This is a genomic window from Pseudomonas sp. GW822-FHT03F08, assembly GCF_058801265.1.
Map to the genome: position 1 here is coordinate 160722 of NZ_JBXANC010000003.1, position 21942 is coordinate 182663.

20 protein-coding genes are annotated in these 21942 nt (G+C 56.9%); 12 read left to right on the forward strand and 8 right to left on the reverse strand.

Features of this window, described 5'->3' with window-relative positions; all coding sequences use genetic code 11:
- Nucleotides 1-9: 9 nt before the first annotated feature.
- Nucleotides 10-303 (reverse strand): hypothetical protein, encoded by a 294-nt coding sequence (locus AC1RME_RS07860; RefSeq protein ID WP_141401768.1) that lies wholly within the window; start codon nucleotides 301-303, stop codon nucleotides 10-12.
- Nucleotides 304-905: 602 nt separating this feature from the next.
- Here AC1RME_RS07860 and AC1RME_RS07865 point away from each other — a divergent pair.
- From AC1RME_RS07865 to AC1RME_RS07875, 3 genes are all read left to right on the forward strand, one after another.
- Complete coding sequence (locus tag AC1RME_RS07865; RefSeq protein WP_096820019.1) at nucleotides 906-1268, forward strand: DUF6124 family protein; 363 nt, start codon at nucleotides 906-908, stop codon at nucleotides 1266-1268.
- A 406-nt stretch (nucleotides 1269-1674) separates the two neighbouring features.
- Entirely contained in the window at nucleotides 1675-3405 is a 1731-nt protein-coding gene (locus AC1RME_RS07870; RefSeq protein WP_493090936.1) for a hypothetical protein, read from the forward strand.
- Between the two features lie 564 nt (nucleotides 3406-3969).
- Entirely contained in the window at nucleotides 3970-5253 is a 1284-nt protein-coding gene (locus tag AC1RME_RS07875) for a HEPN domain-containing protein (protein WP_096820021.1), read from the forward strand.
- A gap of 155 nt (nucleotides 5254-5408) precedes the next feature.
- On the opposite strand, the gene AC1RME_RS07880 is transcribed toward AC1RME_RS07875, so the two are convergent.
- Together AC1RME_RS07880 and AC1RME_RS07885 are read right to left on the reverse strand one after the other, a co-directional pair.
- Nucleotides 5409-6131 (reverse strand): hypothetical protein, encoded by a 723-nt coding sequence (locus AC1RME_RS07880; protein WP_096820022.1) that lies wholly within the window; start codon nucleotides 6129-6131, stop codon nucleotides 5409-5411.
- 316 nt (nucleotides 6132-6447) lie between these two features.
- Nucleotides 6448-6879 (reverse strand): type II secretion system protein N, encoded by a 432-nt coding sequence (locus tag AC1RME_RS07885; RefSeq protein WP_096820023.1) that lies wholly within the window; start codon nucleotides 6877-6879, stop codon nucleotides 6448-6450.
- A gap of 133 nt (nucleotides 6880-7012) precedes the next feature.
- Here AC1RME_RS07885 and gspH point away from each other — a divergent pair, with 133 nt between their 5' ends.
- Both gspH and AC1RME_RS07895 read left to right on the forward strand, forming a co-directional pair.
- Nucleotides 7013-7465: a type II secretion system minor pseudopilin GspH gene (gene gspH / locus AC1RME_RS07890; protein ID WP_011334577.1), complete on the forward strand. Its 453-nt coding sequence runs from the start codon at nucleotides 7013-7015 to the stop codon at nucleotides 7463-7465.
- Nucleotides 7462-8070 (forward strand): type II secretion system protein GspJ, encoded by a 609-nt coding sequence (locus AC1RME_RS07895; RefSeq protein ID WP_096820024.1) that lies wholly within the window; start codon nucleotides 7462-7464, stop codon nucleotides 8068-8070. The genes gspH and AC1RME_RS07895 overlap by 4 nt, the downstream gene beginning before the upstream one ends.
- On the opposite strand, the gene AC1RME_RS07900 is transcribed toward AC1RME_RS07895, so the two are convergent.
- From AC1RME_RS07900 to AC1RME_RS07910, 3 genes are read right to left on the reverse strand one after another with little or no spacing between them, the layout of a single operon-like run.
- Nucleotides 8071-9009 (reverse strand): FecR family protein, encoded by a 939-nt coding sequence (locus AC1RME_RS07900; protein ID WP_096820228.1) that lies wholly within the window; start codon nucleotides 9007-9009, stop codon nucleotides 8071-8073.
- A gap of 33 nt (nucleotides 9010-9042) precedes the next feature.
- On the reverse strand, nucleotides 9043-9594 hold the full coding sequence (locus AC1RME_RS07905) for an RNA polymerase sigma factor (RefSeq protein ID WP_011334580.1): 552 nt from the start codon (nucleotides 9592-9594) through the stop codon (nucleotides 9043-9045).
- Nucleotides 9591-10265 (reverse strand): STN domain-containing protein, encoded by a 675-nt coding sequence (locus AC1RME_RS07910; RefSeq protein WP_176504831.1) that lies wholly within the window; start codon nucleotides 10263-10265, stop codon nucleotides 9591-9593. Before AC1RME_RS07910 ends, AC1RME_RS07905 begins: the two co-directional genes overlap by 4 nt.
- Before the next feature lie 195 nt (nucleotides 10266-10460).
- Between AC1RME_RS07910 and AC1RME_RS07915 the strand changes: the two genes are divergently transcribed.
- Nucleotides 10461-10775 carry a hypothetical protein gene (locus tag AC1RME_RS07915; RefSeq protein ID WP_025109823.1) on the forward strand — a complete coding sequence of 105 codons (315 nt, stop codon included), beginning with the start codon at nucleotides 10461-10463 and terminating at the stop codon, nucleotides 10773-10775.
- Between the two features lie 141 nt (nucleotides 10776-10916).
- Here the strand turns inward: AC1RME_RS07915 and AC1RME_RS07920 are convergent, their stop codons facing one another.
- Nucleotides 10917-11357: a carboxymuconolactone decarboxylase family protein gene (locus AC1RME_RS07920; RefSeq protein WP_096820026.1), complete on the reverse strand. Its 441-nt coding sequence runs from the start codon at nucleotides 11355-11357 to the stop codon at nucleotides 10917-10919.
- Between the two features lie 206 nt (nucleotides 11358-11563).
- Between AC1RME_RS07920 and pdxR the strand changes: the two genes are divergently transcribed.
- The 4 genes from pdxR (at nucleotide 11564) to AC1RME_RS07940 (ending at nucleotide 14956) form a co-directional block, all read left to right on the forward strand.
- Nucleotides 11564-12997, forward strand: coding sequence for a MocR-like pyridoxine biosynthesis transcription factor PdxR (pdxR, locus tag AC1RME_RS07925; protein ID WP_096820027.1), 1434 nt, complete (start codon nucleotides 11564-11566; stop codon nucleotides 12995-12997).
- A 123-nt stretch (nucleotides 12998-13120) separates the two neighbouring features.
- On the forward strand, nucleotides 13121-13414 hold the full coding sequence (locus tag AC1RME_RS07930; protein ID WP_096820028.1) for a putative quinol monooxygenase: 294 nt from the start codon (nucleotides 13121-13123) through the stop codon (nucleotides 13412-13414).
- A 185-nt stretch (nucleotides 13415-13599) separates the two neighbouring features.
- A complete protein-coding gene (locus tag AC1RME_RS07935) occupies nucleotides 13600-14001 on the forward strand; it encodes a cupin domain-containing protein (protein WP_096820029.1) in 402 nt (133 codons plus the stop codon).
- A gap of 241 nt (nucleotides 14002-14242) precedes the next feature.
- Nucleotides 14243-14956 carry an ATPase gene (locus AC1RME_RS07940; protein WP_096820030.1) on the forward strand — a complete coding sequence of 238 codons (714 nt, stop codon included), beginning with the start codon at nucleotides 14243-14245 and terminating at the stop codon, nucleotides 14954-14956.
- 69 nt (nucleotides 14957-15025) lie between these two features.
- Here AC1RME_RS07940 and AC1RME_RS07945 read toward each other — a convergent pair whose 3' ends face one another.
- On the reverse strand, nucleotides 15026-19912 hold the full coding sequence (locus AC1RME_RS07945) for an NAD-glutamate dehydrogenase (protein ID WP_096820031.1): 4887 nt from the start codon (nucleotides 19910-19912) through the stop codon (nucleotides 15026-15028).
- Nucleotides 19913-20416: 504 nt separating this feature from the next.
- Between AC1RME_RS07945 and AC1RME_RS07950 the strand changes: the two genes are divergently transcribed.
- Nucleotides 20417-20770 carry a hypothetical protein gene (locus AC1RME_RS07950; RefSeq protein ID WP_096820032.1) on the forward strand — a complete coding sequence of 118 codons (354 nt, stop codon included), beginning with the start codon at nucleotides 20417-20419 and terminating at the stop codon, nucleotides 20768-20770.
- Nucleotides 20771-20981: 211 nt separating this feature from the next.
- Nucleotides 20982-21941: an AAA family ATPase gene (locus AC1RME_RS07955; RefSeq protein ID WP_007913915.1), complete on the forward strand. Its 960-nt coding sequence runs from the start codon at nucleotides 20982-20984 to the stop codon at nucleotides 21939-21941.
- Nucleotide 21942 lies beyond the last annotated feature (1 nt).

Sequence of the window (21942 nt, forward strand, 5' to 3'; positions counted from 1 at the left end):
AAGTGTTCTTCAGCCATACGAAAAAAATGCGCGAATCCAGTCCAATAGATCGAAGAGCCCATGACTGATAAGAAAATCAGCCAGTGCACGACCATTGAGATACAACCAGATAGGAAGCGGGATGGCAGCAAGAATTGCTGCGATGGTGAAAATGCCTGGATGCAAATGCAATGCGCACCACTTGAAGATTCGCTTCCAGATAAATCCCGGAATCGGTGTAATGGCCTGGGCAGCCTGGCTGATCAATGGCACCGCCGTTTCTATATCTTCTGCCGTAAGGGGCTTGGTCACTCCATCAACCATGTCACCTACTTCCCTAGCGATAATCATGCCTGGACTGTGACGGAGGAACTCTCTTCGCTCCTCGAGGGACATGTACTCGAAGTCTGGAGGAAGCATAGAACTTCTTCTTTATGAGCTGTGGTGGGTACCTATTTTAGTTCAGTCCTCGGGATTTGCTCGATCCCTAGCCTATAAGCGTTCCCCCCTTCACTTTCCGAAAGCAGGTCAAAAAATCACGTTTTCAGCACTTTTGCTCCCCCCGTTTAATCGACTTTTTGAATACTGTTTAAAAACACTCGCCGTTACTTCCTCAAGGCTACAACGCCTTGCGTCATTGCCTACGACTACGCCAGAATCCGCCGGCTTGTGCGTCTAGTACGCGGGTCTTATCGTTCCATGGTCACTGAAAAACAGTGATCGGGTTTGGTAGCCCGCAGCGCTGACGCATTGCGTCACCTCATGCAGTTGCATTCGTGCGACTGGATTTATGGTGGCCATGCTCAGGGCTTCTTCGGAAGCGCCGGTTCCAGTGCTCCGGTCTACCAACCTGCGTATGGTCGCCACCCCCTCGTTTGGTAGCGAGAGTGGTTGACTCCAATTTAATCAGTACTGGAGTTACATCAATGATCAAACCAACACCCAACCCACCAGAAACCGACCCGGTTTCCCCCTACAAATTCCCCGACTCCCGAACCCTCAACGAGGCCGCCGAACGCGCCCTCGACCACTACCTCACCCCACAACAACGCATCATGGGCAGCCACACCAAACACGACCCCATGTTCCTGGCCAACCCCGCCTACAACAGCGAATCCCTGTTGGCCAACGCCAGCGAATCCCTCGATTCCGCCAGCGAAATGCTCAGCAACTTCGCCGCGATCCTGGAGCCTGCGCACCGCAAGACTGCGCTGGGTATTGCGCAGGTGGTTATGGTGGCGGGGTTGGCGGTGAATCAGGCGTTGGATCATGTTGAGGTGAAGACGTGATCGGCTGAGCGCTGTAGCTCAACAGCCGGAAAGAAAATGGCCGAGGTTGTCTGCTGTAGCTGACGACCTCGGCCATTTTTCTATTTTGCGGTACACCTCACCGCTCTCCAGCACCAAAATGCCCCTCGTACCAACCTGAGCTTGGGTAGCCGCTCGGTCCTTTCCAGCGACTGGTATCGGCCAAAAGCGCTCATTCAACCGGACTGAAATTATAGAGCCTTGAGATTCTACTGCCGTTATATATCCCGCGAGATGATTACACACCTAGACGGGGACTCCGCCGGTAGCACATCAGTTGACAGCATAAAAATTTGCGCTAACTATATGAATTTTCTGATGGCGCCAAGCCATCATAAAGACAACTCAATCATCAAATTAGAAGCACATCTGAGCGTAGGAGCAAGCGATGTACCAGCAGCCTAAAATTTATTTGATTGATGTCGAGAAAGCAGTTCATGAAACCCTTCAAAAGCACTGGGCAAATATCGGTGTCGGCACGCTGGGTGCTCCATATTCAGTACCTGTTAGCAGCAGCTGGCGACCTGTAATACAGAATAAAAAACTTGGCAAGTTCGAAGAGTCAGATTTAATTATTATTGATCTTTCATCGAAAAATTTGGCTCGGGATTCAACAGGGGGGAAACATACGCCTGAAGAAGAAATAGATTTGTGGGGAAAATGTGATAAGGGCTGGATTGACGCGAGAGCGCGGACCTCTCTGTGCGCCAAGAGTGACTTTAATCGAATAGTAGATAGCGGAGGCATCCTTATCGTATTTGCAGCACCTGAGAGTCCAATGGAGTTCCAGTGGGCATCAGCTAATAGTCGTGGGCTTGTAGGTGGAAGGTCAGTTTCAGGGGGAGTGTGGAACTTAGCTGATCCTATAGATCGTCTAATTATTCTTCCAGAGTCCGGATCAGTAATCAATGTATCGAGCAATTCGCCCATAGGAAAGCTTTTAGAAAAATATTTAGATGATGCTGAATTCACATGCACCATCTCACCAAAGTGGAGTAACGATGCAACTTGGACATCATTGGCCACCAACAAATACGGCTCCGATGTAGCGCTAATCACGGAGTATGGCGATGGTCTGATCATGATATTTCCACAGCTTGCCAACAAATCAATGTTTATTGAGGAACTATTGCACGTAGCGCTGCCTGAAATGTCCCCTAGCCTCTTTCCTGAAATCGAAAAGGGAAAATGGACTCACTTACCAGAGTACGAACTGTTACACATTATAGAGTTAGAAGCTAGAAAATCCAAGGTGATCGCTGAAGCAGAAAGGGAGTTAAGTAAGATCGAACTAGAAATTGCCACGCATCGTTCTGCGAACGGGTGGCTACACGACCTTATAACTGGCACCGGTGATGAGCTGGTTAATGCTGTAAAAAATGCACTTTCTGAACTAGGATTTAAGCGAGTTATCGATGTCGATGAAATTCGTGACGCTGAAGGCAAAAGTCGTCGAGAGGACTTAAGAATTGAGGATGAAGAACCTACTCTAATAATTGACATTAAGGGTGTCGGCGGTAAATCAGGCGATGAAGACCTTATGCAAGCTAACAAGCATGCGATGATAAACATGAGAGAGCTTAATAAAACCAGCATACAAGGCTTATCGATAATCAACCAACAAAGACACCTTCCCCCTCTTCAAAGAGACAATAAATATCCATTTCGCCAAGAAATATTAGATTTTGCGGGGGAGACTCGACTTGGACTGCTAACGACTTTCGACTTGTACCGATTGGTAGTAAACAAGCAAAAGAACGATTGGTCATCAAGCTGGGTTAAGCCGCTACTTTATAACCACCAAAGAATTGCAGCAATACCTACACATTACAGGCACCTCGGAACCGTATCAAAAGTATTCACCGACGTCTTTGGTATGCATATCCTCGAAAATGGAGTCGACATAGGTGATTACCTGGCTGTGGAGGGAGACATATATTTTGAAGAGATCGAAATTAAGTCAATCCAAGTAAATAACATCGACGTAAATAGCGCAACTGCAGGTGACCCCGCCGGATTTAAGTGGCCTTCAAAAAAAATTAAACTTCGCGAAGGAATGCGCGTGTATGCTATACCCAAATCCTTGCTAGAAATGAAAGCTAAAATTAATCCCCTGTAGCAATTTTCAATCGCAGATCCAGTCTCAATTTATATCATGTATCCCTAGATCTCCTAAACGATACATCATCAGCGAGCGGTTGCTATAGGTCGAAAGCAGTACTCTATAAGCGCCTGCTTCTGACCGCTTCCTGCTTTAGTAAAAAAGGGGGGGGCAACCAAAAGGGGACTGATTTATATTTTGGAAATAAATCAGTCCCCTTCTCTTTATTCGCCGATGGCTCGCAAGCGACAAACGACAAGCATGGACCAGCAGGCATCGCCGTCGATCTCCTCTTTTGATAGCTCGCGCTGCATCCTGTTCTATTTAAAGCAAGGCGCCTGCTTACGCGTCGACACCATTGGTGAGCGACTCAAAGACATGACGATTACCCGATGGGCCTATGAATGTCCGGATGCGTCTTCAGACGCAAAATAGCGGCGACATGAGTTAAGAAACAAGGCGACCGATTGAAATAAATCAGCCCCCTTTGCTCCCGCCCCCTCTTTTCACCCAAGAAGATGAGACTGACACGCTGATTTCAAAATGATATCATTGAGCCAATAAAAATTGGAATATTTGGTCATGGAAAACCTGAAAGTTGAATACCTCGCAATAATCAATTCCAAAGAAGGATTCTGCAATACCACCCCATCTTTTAATAACTTGATTCAATCCTATGGCAGCGTTGATATAAAAAATAAGTACATTATTTTTGACGGCTTGAGGTTTGATTATGACGTGCAGCGAGGGGAGATTCAGAATAACAGCCATCTTTTTTATCACGTCCGACTGGGCTGTCCTAGTGACAGAGATATCTCCATCTTCCTGTCTCTGCTGAAGTCGATTCGGACGATTTTGGCCAAAGTTTCCGAAAAGCCGGTTGAAGTCTTGTGGGACGATGTAAGCAGCAGTTTGTCGTACGCAGCTTACCCGGTTATTCATGAAATTGAGAACATGATGCGTAAGCTCATCACCAAGTTTATGCTCACAAAAATTGGTTTGGGTTGGACCAAAGAAGCTGTACCGAAAGAAGTTTCCGAATCGATTCGAACAAAGAAGAGTTCGGCTGGGAATAATTATCTGTTCGAGACCGACTTTATCCAGCTTTCCGACTTTTTGTTCAGGCCGTATTCGACAGCCAATTCTTCGAAGCTCTTGGAAAAACTCCGCTCTGCACTTTCAGCCAGCGATGTCAATATAGAAGAGCTCAAGGAGTTGGTGCCGACCTCAAACTGGGAAAGATATTTTCAGCCCATCGTTAGTTGTAAGAGCGAGTACCTGCAGACTCGATGGGCAAGGTTGTATGACCTGCGCTGTTTGGTGGCTCATAATAATTTTATCGGCCATGAGGATTTTGAAAATATCCTAAAAATTTCAGGCGAGGTTAAAGAGAAACTGAGCGAAGCGTTGAACAAGCTCGATAGCATCCATATGTCTGCCGAACAGAAAGAGGAAGTGGCAGAAAACATAGCCACTACGGTGAACAGCACTCATGCCGAATTGATCGGCATCTGGATTTCAATACAGCAATTGCTAATTGAAATAGCGATGAACGCGCTGGACCATGTACAAGCACGCGACCTCATCAAGAATAAGACTTCTACGCGGATGATAATCGACAAACTTGTCAATCAGTCTGTGATTACGGTGGGACTTGCCCAAGAGTTGATAAAGCTTCAGCTGTCTCGAGATATCATTGTGCACAACGTTGATGCTGAGTTAAGTGATTCGGTATTGCTAACAGCTGACGCTGCTAAACATGAATTGATTGATGTCTTGGAAACTTTGGACGATGTTCCCAATTCCATTGGTTTGGAGGAAATTGACCCGGAGACTCACGAACCTTCCGCGGCATCTTCGCAGTGAATTGATAGAAACCGCGTGGCAACGGCTAGTATGGGTCGCGCGAATTGAAAGCTGCGGGTTGCGAAGGACTGCTCTCGCCCCTTAGCCGCCCTTCGCGGAAGGCGGCTAACGGGCCAAAAGCAGTCAGTCGTTTTATCTAGAAACACCGGAGTAATTCACTTTACACTACCTTGAACAAAGTTTCTGACTTTTAAGTCTTCACTTCCTAGTGTGCGCACCCAGCTATTGGTTGGCTTGCTGAATTTAAACACATCAAAAACATTGTAAACTTTTCCAACAGCATCGCTATAACTCCCCTTTACAACAACATAAGAGATTAAGGCGCTTTCTAGTGAAAAAGGATGCAAAGAGTAATGCATGGACTTGCCTGTCTCGTAAGAAAGGGTGATATCATCAGGAAAAGCATCACCGAAACGAGAAGTATAGACGAGAGCGTCTTTCCGCGGCGTGATAATTGCGCTTTCGAGCTTTACGTTGTAAGCGTTTGCATTTCTACCTGAGCAGTATGGAATATCAATAAACATCTTCTGTGGCTCAATTTCCTTAACTGATATCCCTCTGTGACAAAGGTCGATAGTAGGTCTTGGCGTTTTGTCGGAGGCCGTTTCGAGTTTTTTAATTTCGATTAGCACCTGATTTTTACGTTCCCATATGGCTAAGGCAACTGCAACAATTATCAGAAATATGCCAATGGGCACTGAAGGGTCTGAAGCCTCAATGGATAAGTATTTTAACAGGATTGCCGATATATACTTATCAAAAAAAGGAGAGGCGCCAATCAAGCTCAGCCCACCAGTAATCAAGGCTAAAATAACCTTACCTATAAGGGTGCCTTTAATTATCTCAATAATTTTTAAAATAAATGATTTTAAGTCCACAGATAAGTCTCAAAGTGCATAATAATATTTGAAGATACGCATAGTTGCGTTTTGTTGTGATAGTGCGTCGTATGGCACTCATACGTCGCCAGTGGGCCCGATAGCAGGACATTGCCCAAAAGACGACACGATTCAAGTAAAACATCGGTGATGCTAACTATATGCCATCACAATGTCCAACATCAGCTTCTGACCGAAGGCAAGCATTTACGACATGCTTCCTCTGATTGGTCAAAAACAATCAAGTACATTCCCGACGATCAGTACGCCGCCACTCGACTAAAAGGCCAAAATAACTACCTCCCACCAAAAAAAATCACGGTCTAACCAACCTAGGCATCTCCACCCCCTCCCCCAACCTCTCCACCCCCAACCGCACCCTCTCCCCACCCTGCTCAATCACCACCCCATCCCCCTCCACCGCCACCAACTTCACCCCAGGACTCACCCGCTCCCCCTGCAAAAAGCTCCTCGGCGGCCCGTCGTTGAGACTGAGTATCGCCACCGCCCCCCGACTCCCCGCCATCACACCACTGACCTTGATTTCCACCGGCGCCGTGCGGTTGGAAAACCACTGCAACGCCGGGTTATCGCTACGCGCCGCGAGCAGTTGCGGGGTGGCGGCCGGGGTGTGGGATTCGGCGGTGGTCAGGAGCAGGGATGACCAGGTGGCGATGCCGACCAGGGCGGCCAGCAGTGCGGCGGCCTGGATGAGTTGGGGGGGTGAAAAGCGTGCGGTGAATCTCATGGGCTGAATCTCCTTTTAGTCCCGGTGACCAGACTACGCGGCAATTCTCACGGTTTTATTTCACACGCCTTACATGTTGGCCGTGCAGGATGGTTTTTTGGGACGGGGCTGGACGCAAAGGAGTGCGCATTCGATGAACCGGTGCAGGCAGCAGGGTTTTACGCTGATCGAGTTGATGGTGGTGCTGGTGATCATCGGTATCGCCAGTGCGGCGATCAGTCTGAGTATCAAGCCCGATCCGTTGCAGTTGCTGCGCAAGGACGCCGAGCGCGTGGCGCAGTTGCTGCAGATTGCCCAGGCCGAGGCCCGTGCCGATGGCCGGCCGATTGCGTGGTTGAGCGATGGCAAGGGGTTTCGGTTCAGTCGGCGCAGTGACAGTGGCAAGGGTTTTGATCATTTCGATCGGGACCCGCAGTTGCGGCCGCGTCCCTGGCAGAGTCCGAAGCTGGAGGTGCGGGTGGAGCCGAAGCAGAAGGTGGTGCTCAACGCGGAGTGGATCAATCCGCCGCTGCAGTTGACGCTGTCTGACGGGCTCAATCGGTTGAGTGTGCTGCGCGATGCTTCGGGCCGGATTAGCGTGCAATGAACAGACAACAAGGTTTTACGCTGATCGAGGTGATGGTCGCGATTCTGTTGATGGCGGTGGTCAGTCTGATTGCCTGGAAGGGGCTGGACAGTGTCACCCGCGCCGACAGCCATTTGCAGGCCAGCGGTGAGCAGAGTGACAGCCTGTTGCGGGCGTTGAATCAGATGCAGCGGGATGTGGAGATGCGCGCCGGGATCGAGCTGACGGAGCCGAAGAAGGTCGGCACGGAGGATGAACCGGCGACGGCCCCGCCTGCGCTTACGGTGCGCAGCAGTGACAGCAAGGGGTTTCGGCTGGACATTATTCGTAGCGCGGCGGATCAGCCGGGGGCTTTGCAGCGAGTGCGCTGGTGGCTCAAGGGGGACACGCTGTATCGCGCGGTGGCGCCAGCGCGTAGTCGTTATCCGTTGCCGGCGCCGACTGCAGGGGTGGCGGTTTTGGGTGAGGTGAGTGATTTGCAGGTGCGGGTTTGGGAGGCGGATAAGGGGTGGCGGCAGTTGAGCGGGAATCGGCGGGAGGATCCGTTGGGGGTGGAGGTGCGGTTGACTCGGCAGACACCGCAAGGGCCGGAGAAGTACCGGCAGGTCATGGGGCCCTTGCAGTGATCAGCTGAGGACGACGACGCCGCCCGGTAACTCGGTGCATTTGACGCCGTAGGCATCACGGATCAGTGCACCTACGCCGGCCAGTTGATCGAGAGAGAACCGCGCCTGCACCCGGCGCTGGCCAAGATCGCGATTCAGCAGCAGCAACATCCCCGGACGATAGCGGTTGATCTCATCAATCATCTGACTCAGGGTCGCACCGTTGAACACCAGCACCTGCTGACGCCAGTTCATCACCGCCGCCGTATCGACGCTTTGCACCGTCCCGACCTGTTGCGCGTCGTAGGTCAGTTGCTGACCCGGTTCCAGGCGCAGGCTACGACCCTCAACTTCCACTTCTACTGCGCCATCCAGGCACGTCACACAAACCTGCTGATCGAGGTTGCGCAGGTTGAACCGCGCCCTGCTCGCCCGCAGCCAGCCGCCACCGGCCTGCATCGCCATCGGCAACCGCGCGGTCTGCACTTCGACTTCGCCGCTGACCAGTTCAAAGCCTTGCACGCCCTCATCCACCGAACGCTGGTTGATGCGGGTCTGGGTGTTCAATTCCAGGCTCAGACCATCGGCCGGTTCGACGCGGCGTTGCTGGCCAACTTCGGTGATGTAATCCGCTCCGAGCCCGGAGAATCCGCCCGGAATCGTGCCGCGTACCAGCAGGAACGCCGCCGATGCAGCCATCGCGCCGCCGAGAAACGCCCGACGTCCAAACCGACGTGGCGCCCGCGTCGCTTCGGCCGCCGGTTGCAGCAGATGCCACAAGGCCTTGCACTCTTCAAAAGCGCGGGCGTGTTCGGGGCTTTGCGCGCACCACTGGCGCAGCGCTCGGGCGTCGGCGACCGTGGCGCGGCCGGAGGTCAGCAGGATCAGCCAGTCGCGGGCTTCGCTTTGCAGACGCTCGGCAGGCGTGGGCTCGGCAGGTGTCAGACGGAAGATGTTCAAACGCACAGGTACTCGACGGGTTGATCGGGAGCTTCATTCACTAGACGGTTTTCCGGCCCCGCGACCGAACCGCTGAAACACTTTTCTTTCCAGTTTGGCCGCGCAGTGTCCGAGGGCAGCCTTGATTTCCTTCTCGACCATGCGCGTGGAGATGCCGAAACGCTGGGAGATTTCCAGGTGTGGCGCTTCTTCCAGGCGTGCGGCGATGAAGATCCGGCGGCGCCGGGCCGGCAGCTCGTAGAGGGCGCTGAGCAGGGACTGGATTTCCTTCTGGCCGCCGACCACGCGCATCGGGTCCAGCGCTTCGTCGCTGACTTGCAGCAGTTCTTCGACTTCGCTGCCGGTGAGCAGCCGCGCATCGGCCTGGCGGCGGTCGGCGGCGATGTTCAGGGCCATGCGATAGAGGTAGGCGTTGGGCCGCAGCAGGTTTGGCGGCGCTTCCATGCGGTCGACCCGCAGGTAGGTTTCGTGCAGCACGTCGTTGGCCAGGTCCTCCGAGCCGAGGCGGCGTCGCAGGCGCACCCGAAAGTCCTCGTAGGACGTCAGGAACAGCTGGACCATCGAACTTTGTCCGGCGTCTTTCATCCCCCGGAAACTCCTTCCCATTGTGTGCATTCCATGCGCTTTCCTGACGATTCGGGTAACAACAGCAAGGTGACTGGCTGGCGCAATGCGCCGGGTGTCGGCCGGTCGATCCTGAGCGTGTGAAAACTGTCTACCAGCGCTGCATCGCGCCGAACATCGCCGGTGGTGGTGACCAACCGGTTGTGCTGCACCACGCCGTCGCGGCCGATCCACAGCTGCAACACCGCGCGAAAACTGCCGGGCCGGGTGAGTGGCGAACGGCACAGGTTGCGTTCAATCGCGGCCTGCACCGCCGTGGCGTAACTGCGGTTGACCGCGACGCTGGCGGGGGTTGGTTTCTCCGCCGGCAATGGCACTTCCTCGACTTGCGCCACCTGCAAGGTGAACGCGTCGTCGCGGCTGTACTTGGCCATCAACCCGCTGCCGCCGAGCATCCGGCGCAACGCTTCGGCGGCGGTGAATTCGCCATCCACCGCCAAGGAACGTCGACCGCGACTCAACTGGCTGTCGACCAGCACCGCCATGCCGGTGGCGCGACTGAACTGATCGAGCGCGCGGGCCAGTTCCTGGGCCGGGATGTGCAACGTCATGCGCATCGATGCCGGCACCGGGTCGGCGCTGGCGCGGCTCAGAAACAAGCCAAGCAGCAGCCCCAGACAGAGCTGGCGCATGAGCGCTGAGCGCGCAAATTCGTCCCTGGCACGGCCTCGCTGCACGACTGATGCACCCCTGAAAACCGTCATCCTGAGGGCTGTTTATGAATCTGGTGTGACGGCCACTGCAAAAAAACCATCACGGGATCGGCGCCGCCGTTGCACTAGACTCTTGAGCTAGAGCGGCCCCTTCGGGCCGGCCAGGAGGCCAGCATGAAATCACTGTGGACATTGGCGCTGAGCGGGCTGTTGTTGACGCTGTCGGGCGGCGTGCATGCCGAGCAGGCAGTGGGTTGCGTAGAGGTAACCGTGGGCGGTTACAAGGCGCCGAATTACGACTGCCTGAGCCAGCAGATGGGCAACAACCCCGACGGCGCGGCGGCTGCGCAGAAGAATCAGGAAGCGATGAATGTGCCGGTCAACAAGCGTCCGCCGAATCAGGTGGGGCTGGCGACGCCGGCGGCTACCAGTACGCGGATGGGCAATACGTTTGGCACGTCGGTGAAACCGCAGCGGCCACCGAATTAGTTTCGTAGATCGTTCCCACGCTCTGCGTGGGAATGCAGCCCGTGACGCTCTGCGTCACTGGACGCGGAGCGTCCCTAGAGGCATTCCCACGCGGAGCGTGGGAACGATCACCGTGTGGGGGGCTTGGGAGATGGCTCGTGATCAATCGCTGGGGATCTGCCGAAAACTCACCGCCAGGCGATTCCAGCTGTTGATGGTGCTGACGGCCATGGTCAGGTCCACCAGTTCCGTCTCGTTGAACTGTTCCCGCGCCTGCTGATAAACATCGTCAGGCACCCGGCTATCCGCCAGCAGCGTCACCGCCTCGGTCCAGGCCAGTGCGGCCCGCTCGCGCAGGTTGAAGAAGCCGCTGTCGCGCCAGACCGCGATGGCGTACAGCCGCCGATCCGTCTCCCCTGCCCGCCGCGCTTCCACCGAATGCATGTCGGTGCAGAATGCGCAGCCGTTGAGTTGCGAGGCGCGGATCTTGATCAGGTGCAGCAACGGCGCCTCGATGCTCAGGCTGCTGGTCAGCGCTTCCAGGGCAATCATCGCTTTCATGGCTTTGGGTGAAGCGCTGTAGTAATCCAGACGCGGGGACATGGGCGGGCCTCGGGCAGCAGAAGAGTGATTTCACGGTAAGCGCTGGTGCGTCAGGGTTACAGCCCCAATTCAACGGAAAACCGGCAGACCACTGATCCTTGACCAATTTCCGGTTTTTGCTCCACGCAACTTCTGCCCCGCGTGCATTCGGGAGTAATCTGGCGGGCGCACAATCCGCCTCATTCGCCCCCAGGAGCCTCGTCGGTATGGAACTTCATGTCGTGATCAACGGCCGCAAGGATCTGGCCGGTCAGTTGTACCAACAACTGCGTGGCGCCATTGAATCCGGGCGTCTGGCCGCCGGCACGCAACTGCCGCCCAGCCGCTTGCTCGCCGAGCAACTGGGGATTTCGCGCAAGACCATTTCCGACACCTACGCGCAGCTGACTTACGAAAATTTCCTCACTGGCGTCATCGGCAAAGGCACCTACGTCAACGCCCGCTCGACGCCGGTCCAGCGCAAGCAAAGCCATTCCGAACTGGCCAGTTCCGAGGTGATCGAGAGCTGGTGCAACCTGCCGGTATTCCTGCGCCATCCGACGCTGGAAGGCTCGCTGCGCTACGACTTCATCGGCGGCGCCACCAGCAAGGGCCAGTTTCCCCACGATGACTGGCGCCGCTGTGTGTCCCACGCCATGCGGCAAATGGCGGGTTCCAAGGGTTTTTACAGCGTGGCGGAAGGCTTGCCGGCGCTGCGCAATGCGATTGCCCGGCACATCGCGTTTTCCCGTGGCGTGAACTGCCAGGACGAAGACATCGTGGTGTGCAACGGCGCGCAGCAGGCGCTGGACCTGATCGCCCGGGTGCTGTTGCGCCCCGGCAGTCTGGTGGCGATGGAAGATCCGGGTTATCCGCCGGCACGGCTGCTGTTTGGCACCCATGGCGCCACCGTGGTCGGGGTGCCGGTGGATGCGGAAGGGATTCAGGTCGAGCTCATTCCCGACGGCACCCGGTTGATCTACGTGACGCCGTCGCACCAGTTCCCGCTGGGCATGCCGATGAGCCATGCGCGGCGCGAGGCATTGCTGGCCCGGGCCCATGAACTCGGCGCGATCATCATCGAGGACGACTATGACAGCGAGTTCCGCTACGAGGGCCGGCCGACCGATTCGCTGCACAACCTCGATCAGCGCGGCATCGTGGCTTACGTCGGCACCTTCTCCAAGACCCTGCTGCCGGAGCTGCGCCTCGGCTACGCAATCCTGCCGCCGGCGATCCTCGAAGCGGTGATCCGCGCCAAGCAGCTCACCGACCTGCACGCCTCCACCCTGCCGCAATGGGCGCTGGCCAAGTTCATCGCCGAGGGCTGCCTGCTCAAGCACATCCGCCGTTGCCACACCGTTTATGCCCAGCGCCGCGAGCGGATCCTGGCGCGCATGGCCACTGACCTCGCGCCGTGGCTGGAGGCCGTGCCGGCGAGCGCGGGCTTTCATATGGCGGTGTTCTGCCGGGTGCCGATCGACTTGCCGCTGGTGATCGAACTGGCGAAAAAGGTCGAAGTCGGCTTGTACGCCATCGACGGCTTCTATTACCAGCAGCCGGCCAGAAGCGGGATGTACTTCGGCTTCGGCGCCATCGAGACGCTGGACATCGATATCGCGCTGGATCGCCTGCGCGACATTCTGCAACAGGTCGCCTGATAGATTGGTCTAACGGATTACCCGCCGATTGGTTATTGGTGATCCGGGGGTGCAGGCCTATTCTGCACAGGCGTTATCCCTCAATGAGCAGGATTCGTCCGGCCTGATTCAGGAGTGTGAGCAATGTCCAACGAAGTGATCAACACCGTACAGGTGCAGGCTGCGGCCGGCCGCTCCGAGGAGCTGGGCAAGCAGTTGCAGAAGATCGTCGAAACCCTGCGCGAAACACCGGGCTGCGATTCCTATATGGTCGACCGCTGCCCCGACGACAGCCACCGCTGGACGGTCAGTGCCCATTGGCAGTCGGAAGCGGCGATGCAGGCGCATTTCAACCGGCCAGAGGCGCAGGGGTTTATCGATCTGATCGACAGTCGGCTGGCCAACAGCGTCGATTTCAACTCGTTTCCTATCGTTTGAAACTCCAGAAAATTGCAGCCTTCGGCAGCCTCGGGGAAACCCGCGAGGCTGCCGAAGGCTGTGGTTTTTCTGGTGTGCGGGTAATCAGGATTGGTCACCCGATCTTCCCGAATATTGGCCGTTTGATTAGACCGGCACGCGGACTACTGTGAAGACCGACTCCCCCACTTCACAGGTGACCCGCCATGAAACTCCTGCACTGCTTCGCCGCCGCGCTTGCCCTGAGCATCTCCGTTCCAGTTCTGGCCCACGATGCCTCCGAGAAAATCTCGGTATTGCAGGACCAGATGCTGAAAAATGTCCCGGGCAAAAAAGCCATGATGATTGAAGTCGACTACAAACCCGGCCAGTCCTCCATCGCCCACAAACACGACGGCACGGCCATGGCCTATGTACTCGAAGGCGAAGTGACTTCCCAGGTCAAGGGCGAACAAGCAGTCACCTACAAGAAAGGCCAGTTCTGGTACGAGCCGGCCGGCTCCGAACATCTGGTGTCGAAAAACGCCAGCAAAACCAAGCCAGCCAAGTTGCTGGTGTTCATGGTGCTGTCGCCGGACGAGCAAGTGCTGATCCCATTGAAAAACTGATGGTTGTTTAACCAGCCATAAATAAAAGGCGCAAATCGTTGATTGGCGCCTTTTTTATTTCCCGCGGCAATTAATCAAAAACGCTTACAGCCAATAAAACTATTGCATGACAGTCATTCAGCAAATTGTCAGGTTGTTTTCAGTTTCGCGGGAGTAGTCTGAGGCAACTGTCGCCGGTTCCATTTAATCAACCCCGACACCTCTGACTTTCCGACTGAAGTTGCTTCACGGGAGACTCACCATGAAACTTGCCTTTGCCAGTACCTTGGCGATATCAGTTTTAGCGTTGTCCGCCTGTTCCGTTCCCACCGCTCCAAAAGCGGTTTCTTCCCTCGACACGCTGTTCACCCAACCGGTCGGCCGCAGCAGCGCCGCCCAGGTCAAAAGCGGTCCCGGTGTCTCGCTGGGCGTCGTCTACAGCCCGAGCACCCAGACCAACCGCGAATACCTGCGCGACTATCAGGCCAACGCCGGCACCGGTTTCGGCCAGGGTTTATTGGTGCAGCCGATCCATGACGCCTACGTCGCCACTTCGAAACCGGACATGGCCGTGGACTGGGTAAAAGCCTCGCTGCAACGCCAATTCGGCTCGGTCACGGTGTACCCGGACATGCAGAGCCTGCGTGCGGCCAACCCGGATGTGGTGGCGATCGTCGACACTCACAGCCAATTGATTACCTCGCGCAGTTCGGACATCAAGGCGGATGTGAGTGCGGACTTTTATGACGGGAAGTTGAACTACATCGGGACGGCCAAGGGGTCCGAGGCGAAAGAGTTGACGCCGGTCTGGGCGGACTTCAAGCGTTCAGAGGAGATTGTTGCGGATATTAATCAGCAACAGGAAGTTCAGGTTCGGGCATTGCAGAAGTTTGACCAGTCGCTCAGTAATTTACTGACCAGGCCGGCAGATAAAGTGTCGATGCTTGATAACAAACAAGGACATAACTTGCAATAACGAGAAAACCATCAGGCAAAAAAAGCCCCCGCATCTCACAATGCAGGGGCTTTTTCATTCAGCGCTTACTCAAGCAAGCTCAAGCTCCGCAGTCGCCGCAGCAGGCACAACTGCCTGACCGCTCAACGCCACGTCGTTCAGCTCACGGTTGGCCACCGCGTACATGGCGTAGTCGGTGCCGCTGGCGGCACGGATTTCCACCAGCATGGCGCGCCAGCGCTGGATCATCGCGTCGTGTTGCGCCATCCACAGTGCCAGACGCGCTTCCACGTCCAGATCACCGCCGCCCGCTTGCAGAACGGCGATGGTGATCGCGCGTTGCTGCCAGTCGACGTCGTCGCGGAACGCTTCACGGGCCAGGGCCTGCCAGTTGTTTTCAACCGGCAAGGCGCTGATCTGCGAAATGTACCAGGTGATGTCCAGCGCGCTGCCCACGGCGAAGTACGCCTTGGCCACTTCGGCTGGGTCCTGACCGGTCACGTCGGCCGCTTCGATGATCGGCAGCAGCGTGTAGAGGTGGGTAGTCCCCGCCACCATACGCGCCAACAGTTCCGGTACACCGGCTGCGACGTAAGCCTGATAACGCGCCTGCCAGTTTTCGCGGATTTCGCCGCTCAGCAGCTCGTCCAGCTTCAGGCCCAGCTCCTTCAGGTGCGGACCGAAATGCGCGACGTCACGGGCAGCGTTCTGCTCGTTGCGACGGGCACGCAGGAACCAGCGCGTAGCGCGACGGCCCAGACGCATCAGCTCGTCCATCAGCTCCAGTTGCACGTCAGCGGAGACCTGGTAGTCCAGCGCTTCGATCTGACGGAACCAGTGCGGGAGGTGGAAAATGTCACGCACGATCACGTAAGCGCCAGCCACGTTCGCCGGGGTCATGCCGGTGGACTCTTTGAGTCGCTGAACGAAGGTGATGCCCATGTGGTTGACCAGATCGTTGGCGATCTGGGTGCTGACGATTTCGCGCTTCAGACGGTGACGGCGCATGGCTTCGGCGAACTTGCTGACCAGGGTCGGCGGGAACGCGGTTTCCATGTCACGGGTCAGGTAATCGTCGTCCGGCACCAGGGAGCCCAGCAACTGCTCCTTGAGGTCGATCTTGCTGTACGAGATCAGCACCGACAGTTCAGGACGGGTCAGACCGTGGCCTTCGGCAACGCGTTCAGCCAGTTGCTCTTCGGTCGGCAGGAACTCGATGGCACGATCCAGCTTGCCACGGCCTTCCAGGTCGCTCATCAGACGCTTGTACTCGGCGATGCGCGCATAAGCACGGCGGGCCGCCAGGGACAGGGCCTGAGTCTGCTTGTAGTTGTTGCCCAGCACCAGACCACCGACTTCGTCGGTCATGCTCGCCAGCAACTGGTCGCGTTGCTTGCCGGTCATGTCGCCGGCCTGCACCACTTCGTTCAGCAGGATCTTGATGTTCACTTCGTGGTCGGAGCAGTCCACGCCACCGGCGTTGTCGATGAAGTCGGTGTTGGAACCGCCGCCATTGAGACCGAATTCCACACGACCCAGTTGGGTCATGCCGAGGTTACCGCCCTCGCCCACGACTTTGCAGCGCAGTTCGTTGCCGTTCACACGCAGCGCATCGTTGGCCTTGTCGCCGACATCGGCGTGGCTTTCGGTGCTGGCTTTCACGTAAGTACCGATACCGCCGTTCCACAGCAGATCCACCGGCGCCTTGAGCAAGGCGTTCAGCAGTTCGGTCGGGGTCAGTTTGTCGGCCTTGATGTCGAAGCGTTCCTGCATCTGCGGGGAGATGGCAATGCTCTTCGCGCTGCGCGAGAAGATACCGCCGCCTTCGGACATGATGCTGGTGTCGTAGTCGGACCATGCCGAACGCGGCAGGTCGAACATGCGCTGACGCTCGACGAAGCTGGTGGCCGGGTTCGGGTTCGGGTCGATAAAGATGTGCATGTGGTTGAATGCGGCAACCAGTTGCAGCTTGTCGGACATCAGCAAGCCGTTGCCGAACACGTCACCGGCCATGTCGCCCACGCCGACCACAGTGATGCTGTCTTCCTGGACATTGATGCCGCGCTCGCGGAAGTGGCGCTGTACGCCAACCCACGCGCCCTTGGCGGTGATGCCCATTTTCTTGTGGTCGTAACCGGCCGAACCACCGGACGCGAACGCGTCACCCAGCCAGAAGCCGTAGTCGATGGCGATGCCGTTGGCGATGTCGGAGAAGGTTGCAGTGCCCTTGTCCGCCGCGACCACCAGGTACGGGTCATCGTCGTCATGACGCACGACGTTGGCCGGCGGTACCAGCTTGCCGTCCTTCAGGTTGTCGGTGATGTCCAACAGACCCGAAATGAAGATGCGGTAGCAGGCGATGCCCTCGGCCGCGATCTCGTCACGGCTGCCGCCCAGTGGCAGGCGACGCGGCAGGAAGCCGCCCTTCGCACCCACCGGCACGATGACCGAGTTCTTCACTTGCTGGGCTTTTACCAGGCCGAGGACTTCGGTACGGAAGTCTTCTTCACGGTCGGACCAGCGCAGGCCGCCACGAGCGACGTTGCCGAAGCGCAGGTGTACGCCTTCGACGCGTGGCGAGTAAACGAAGATTTCGAACTTCGGAACAGGCTTCGGCAGCTCAGGGATCAAGTGCGGGTTGAACTTGAAGCTGAAGTACGACTTGTTCTGGCCGTTGGCGTCGGTCTGGTAGAAGTTGGTACGCAGGGTCGCTTTGATCAGGTCCAGGTAACGACGCAGGATGCGGTCTTCGTTGAGGACTTGAACGTCGTCCAGCGCGGTCAGGATCGCTTGTTCCAGACGCAGTTGCTTGTCGTCCAGATCATCGCTGCCCAGCTTGCGGGCCAGGTAGAAACGGGTTTTGAACAACCGGGTCAGTTCGCGAGCGATGTCGGTGTGGTTGTTCAGGGTGCTGGCGATGTAACCGAGGTCGAAGCCCAGACGAATCTGCTTCAGGTAGCGAGCGTAGGCACGCAGCAGCGCGACGTCGCGCCATGGCAGGCCGGCGGTCAGCACCAGACGGTTGAACGCATCGTTTTCGGCGTCGCCGCGCACGATGTGGACGAACGCGTCCTGCAGGGTGTCATTGAGCTGCTGGATGTCCAGGTCCATGCCTTCAGCGGCAGTGAACGCGAAGTCGTGGATCCAGAACTCGCGGCCGTTGTTGTGACGCAGGCGATACGGGAACTCGCCCAGCACGCGCAGGCCGAGGTTTTCCAGAATCGGCAGCACGTCGGACAGGGCCAGCGGGGTATCGGCGTGATACAGCTTGCAGTGCAGCTCGCGCGGGCCGGAAGCCAGCGGCTGGTAGAAGCTCATGGCCAGCGGCTTCTTCTCGCTCAGGTTGAGCAGGTGCTGCATGTCGACCACGGCCGAGTGCGCAGCGAAACGCTCGCGGTAACCGGCCGGGAAGCCTTTCGGGAAATCGGCCAGCACGTTGGTGCCGTTGGCTTCGCCGAAGGTTTCAACGGTCAGGGCGGCGTAGTCGTCCTGCCAGCTGCGGCAGGCCTGGATCACTTCGTTTTCCAGTTGCAGCGGGTCGATGTCGATGCGGTTTTTCGGGTCTACGCGCAGGATCAGTTGCACGCGGGCCAGCACGGACTCGGAGAAGAAGGTCCAGAACTCGCAGTCGGTCGCCTTTAGGCGCTCCATCAGCACTTGCTGGATTTTCTGACGAACTTCGGTGGAGTAGATGTCGCGCGGCACGTAGGCCAGGCAGTAGCAGAAACGACCGTACGGGTCTTTGCGCAGGAACACGCGGATCTTGTTGCGTTCCTGGATCTGCACGATCGACATCACGGTGCTGAACAGTTCGTCGACCGGGGTCTGGAACAGGTCGTCACGCGGCAGCACTTCCAGAACCTGTGCCAGTTCCTTGCCCAGGTGAGCCTTGGACTGGAAGCCGGAACGGCGCTCGATCTCTTCGACCTTGCGGCGGATGTACGGGATGACACGTACGCTTTCGCCATACACCGACGAGGTGTACAGGCCCATGAAGCGGTGTTCCTTGATGACTTTGCCGTCGGCATCGATTTCGCGGATCGACACGTAGTCCGGGTAAGCCGGACGGTGGACGCGGCTCGGGTGCGCAGCCTTGGCGAACGACAGCAGCGTCGGTTCGCGCAGGTAGTTCACGGCGTAGTCTTCGATGTGTCGGTCTTCGTTGGTCAGACCGGTGCGCAGCATCCGGGTCAGGCCGAGGAAGGAGTTCTGGTCGTATTCGATATGGCCGCCATCGGCCTGATCGACAACGGTGAACTCTTCGTAGCCGAGGAAGGTGAAGTGGTTGCCCACCAGCCATTCCAGGAAGCTCTTGATTTCGGTCTTCTCGTCGGCTTCGACGGCGAATGCGCTGTTATCGAGCTTGGTGAGGATTTCCTGCACCTTGGCCTTCATCGGCTCGAAATCGGCAACCGCGACGCGGACTTCACCCAGGACCTGTTCCAGTTCCTTGGTCAACACATTCAGTTCGGCCGCGTTGGCGCAGCGGTCGATTTCCAGGTACATCAGCGATTCGTGTTGTACGCCTTCGCCGGTCGAACCTTTAGGCAGGATTTCCAGCAATTCGCCCTTGCTGCCACGACGCACGCTGAGCACGGTGGTCTGCAGGGTGTGGATGCTGTAGCCGCGGCGGTTCAGCTCGGTACGCACCGAGTCCACCAGGAATGGCAGGTCGTGGTGCAGCACTTCGACCGCGGTGTGGGTCGACTGCCAGCCGTGACGTTCGTAATCGGGGTTGTAGACGCGCACTTGCGGTTGCGCGTGATCGAAGCGCTCAAGCAGGCGCCACGCAGAAAGAGTACAGCCAGCGAGGTCGGAGAGGCGACGTTGAGTCAGCTCGTCCAGGGAAATGATGCCGAAGAATTGTTCAGAGAACAGCGCCACTTGTGGCAGTGCCTGTTCACTGATGTGCTGCGCCAGTGCCGCTTGCAGTTGGTGCTGGAAGTCGGCTTTGCTGGCTGCGGTGAAGAACGCCATCTGTGGTACTCCGCTTGGGCTTGTTATTGATGGAAAGCGTCGCGTACAAAACCCCTTTCGGGGCGTTCTGTCGCCCTGTTCCTGAATCTCGGGCAGAGGAAACAGGGTGACAGGTGGGTGAAGCTGGACGAGACACTCAGGTCACATTCACCTTCCATGAATGGGCATCTGCAAAAACGACTGTCCGGGCTGCCGACAATGTCTTTACGGGTGCTCATCCGTTGCGCAGCTTAATGGGTGCGACAATGTGTCTGCTTGCGGTGCTGCGACATATTCGGTCATTGGCACGTAAACCAAGGCAGGCGCATCGGTAAACACTAGCATTCATGGGGCAGAACGCCGGTCTGAATCCCCGGTTTTACGGTACATGCGTGCCAGAAATGACCATTGACCTGCGTCGCGTTCACGACACATCCTCTGACACTCAGGCGAGCAGAAATTCCCGAGGACTGGCAGAATCGCGCTTTATTGCGACCACCGAGCCCGCCGAGGCAGGAATTTCCCATGCAAATGACCACCGCCCTTTTGATCGTCAACCCGTGCGACGACGAAGAAGACAACATGGCCATGCTCTGCTGCCACAGCGACAAGGGCGACATGTTTCTGATGAGCCGCTATCCGGACGAGGATGAGCTGGAGATCACGCTGGATGGCGAGCCGTCCACCCTCGATGGCGTGAAAGTCACCTTGACCAAGACCCTGCTGAAAATCGAAATCGCGGCGGCGGATGCCGATGCGTTGAATGGCGATGATGTGCTGGAAATCACCTACAACCCGGACATGGTGGATCTGGCCGAGGTCGAGGAAACCCTGAAGAACATTCTTGACGGTACTGGCACCTTTATCAGCCAGATTTGATGGCGTCTGGGCCGGCCCTTTCGCAAGCGAAAGGGCCTCAAAGAACACCGCATCTCCCCCGCCCTACAAAATTCCAACAATTGCCCCGGTCATTTCCCGCACTTTGCGCAAAATGCCGTTAGTCGCCACCCCCTGCGATGGATTAAAGTAACGCCCCCAGCCCTGGCGTTATCCGAACGCCTGTGGCCACCCTTTCCAGGAACAGTCATCGATGGAACATCGTGAAGCGCTGCTGGCGCTGCGAACCTTTCTTTCAACGCAGATTCTCGGCCAGGAAAAACTCATCGAGCGCTTGCTCATCGCCCTGCTCGCCGACGGCCACATGCTGGTCGAGGGCGCTCCGGGTCTGGCCAAGACCAAAGCGATCAAAGAGCTCGCCGAGGGCATCGAAGCCCAGTTCCATCGCATTCAGTTCACCCCGGACCTGCTGCCCGCCGACATCACCGGCACCGAGATCTATCGCCCGGAAACCGGCAGTTTCGTGTTCCAGCAAGGCCCGATTTTCCACAACCTGGTGCTGGCGGACGAAATCAACCGTGCCCCGGCCAAGGTCCAATCGGCCTTGCTTGAAGCGATGGCCGAACGTCAGGTCAGTGTCGGGCGCAGCACCTATGAGCTGTCGCCGCTGTTCCTGGTGATGGCCACGCAGAACCCGATCGAGCAGGAAGGCACCTACCCGCTGCCCGAAGCGCAGCTCGACCGGTTCCTGATGCACGTAAAAATCGGTTTTCCGGACGCGGCCGTCGAACGCCGGATCCTGCAACAGGCCCGGGGCGAAGCCCTGAACGGCGAAACCAAGCCCGAACGTCGGGTCAGCCAGCAGGCGATCTTCGCCGCACGTAAGGAAATCCTCGGTCTGTACATGGCGGACGCCGTGGAGGAATACCTCGTGCAACTGGTCATGGCCACGCGCAACCCGGCCAAGTTCGACCCGGAAATGGCCGAATGGATTGCCTACGGCGCCAGCCCCCGTGGCTCGATCGCCCTCGACCGCTGTGCCCGCGCCCACGCCTGGCTGGCCGGTCGCGACTTCGTCAGTCCGGAAGACATCCAGGCTGTGCTGTTCGACGTGTTGCGTCACCGCATCATTCTGTCGTTCGAGGCCGAAGCCGCCGGCATCGACCAGGATCGGGTGGTGCAACGGATTCTCGACGTCGTAGCCGTCGCTTGAC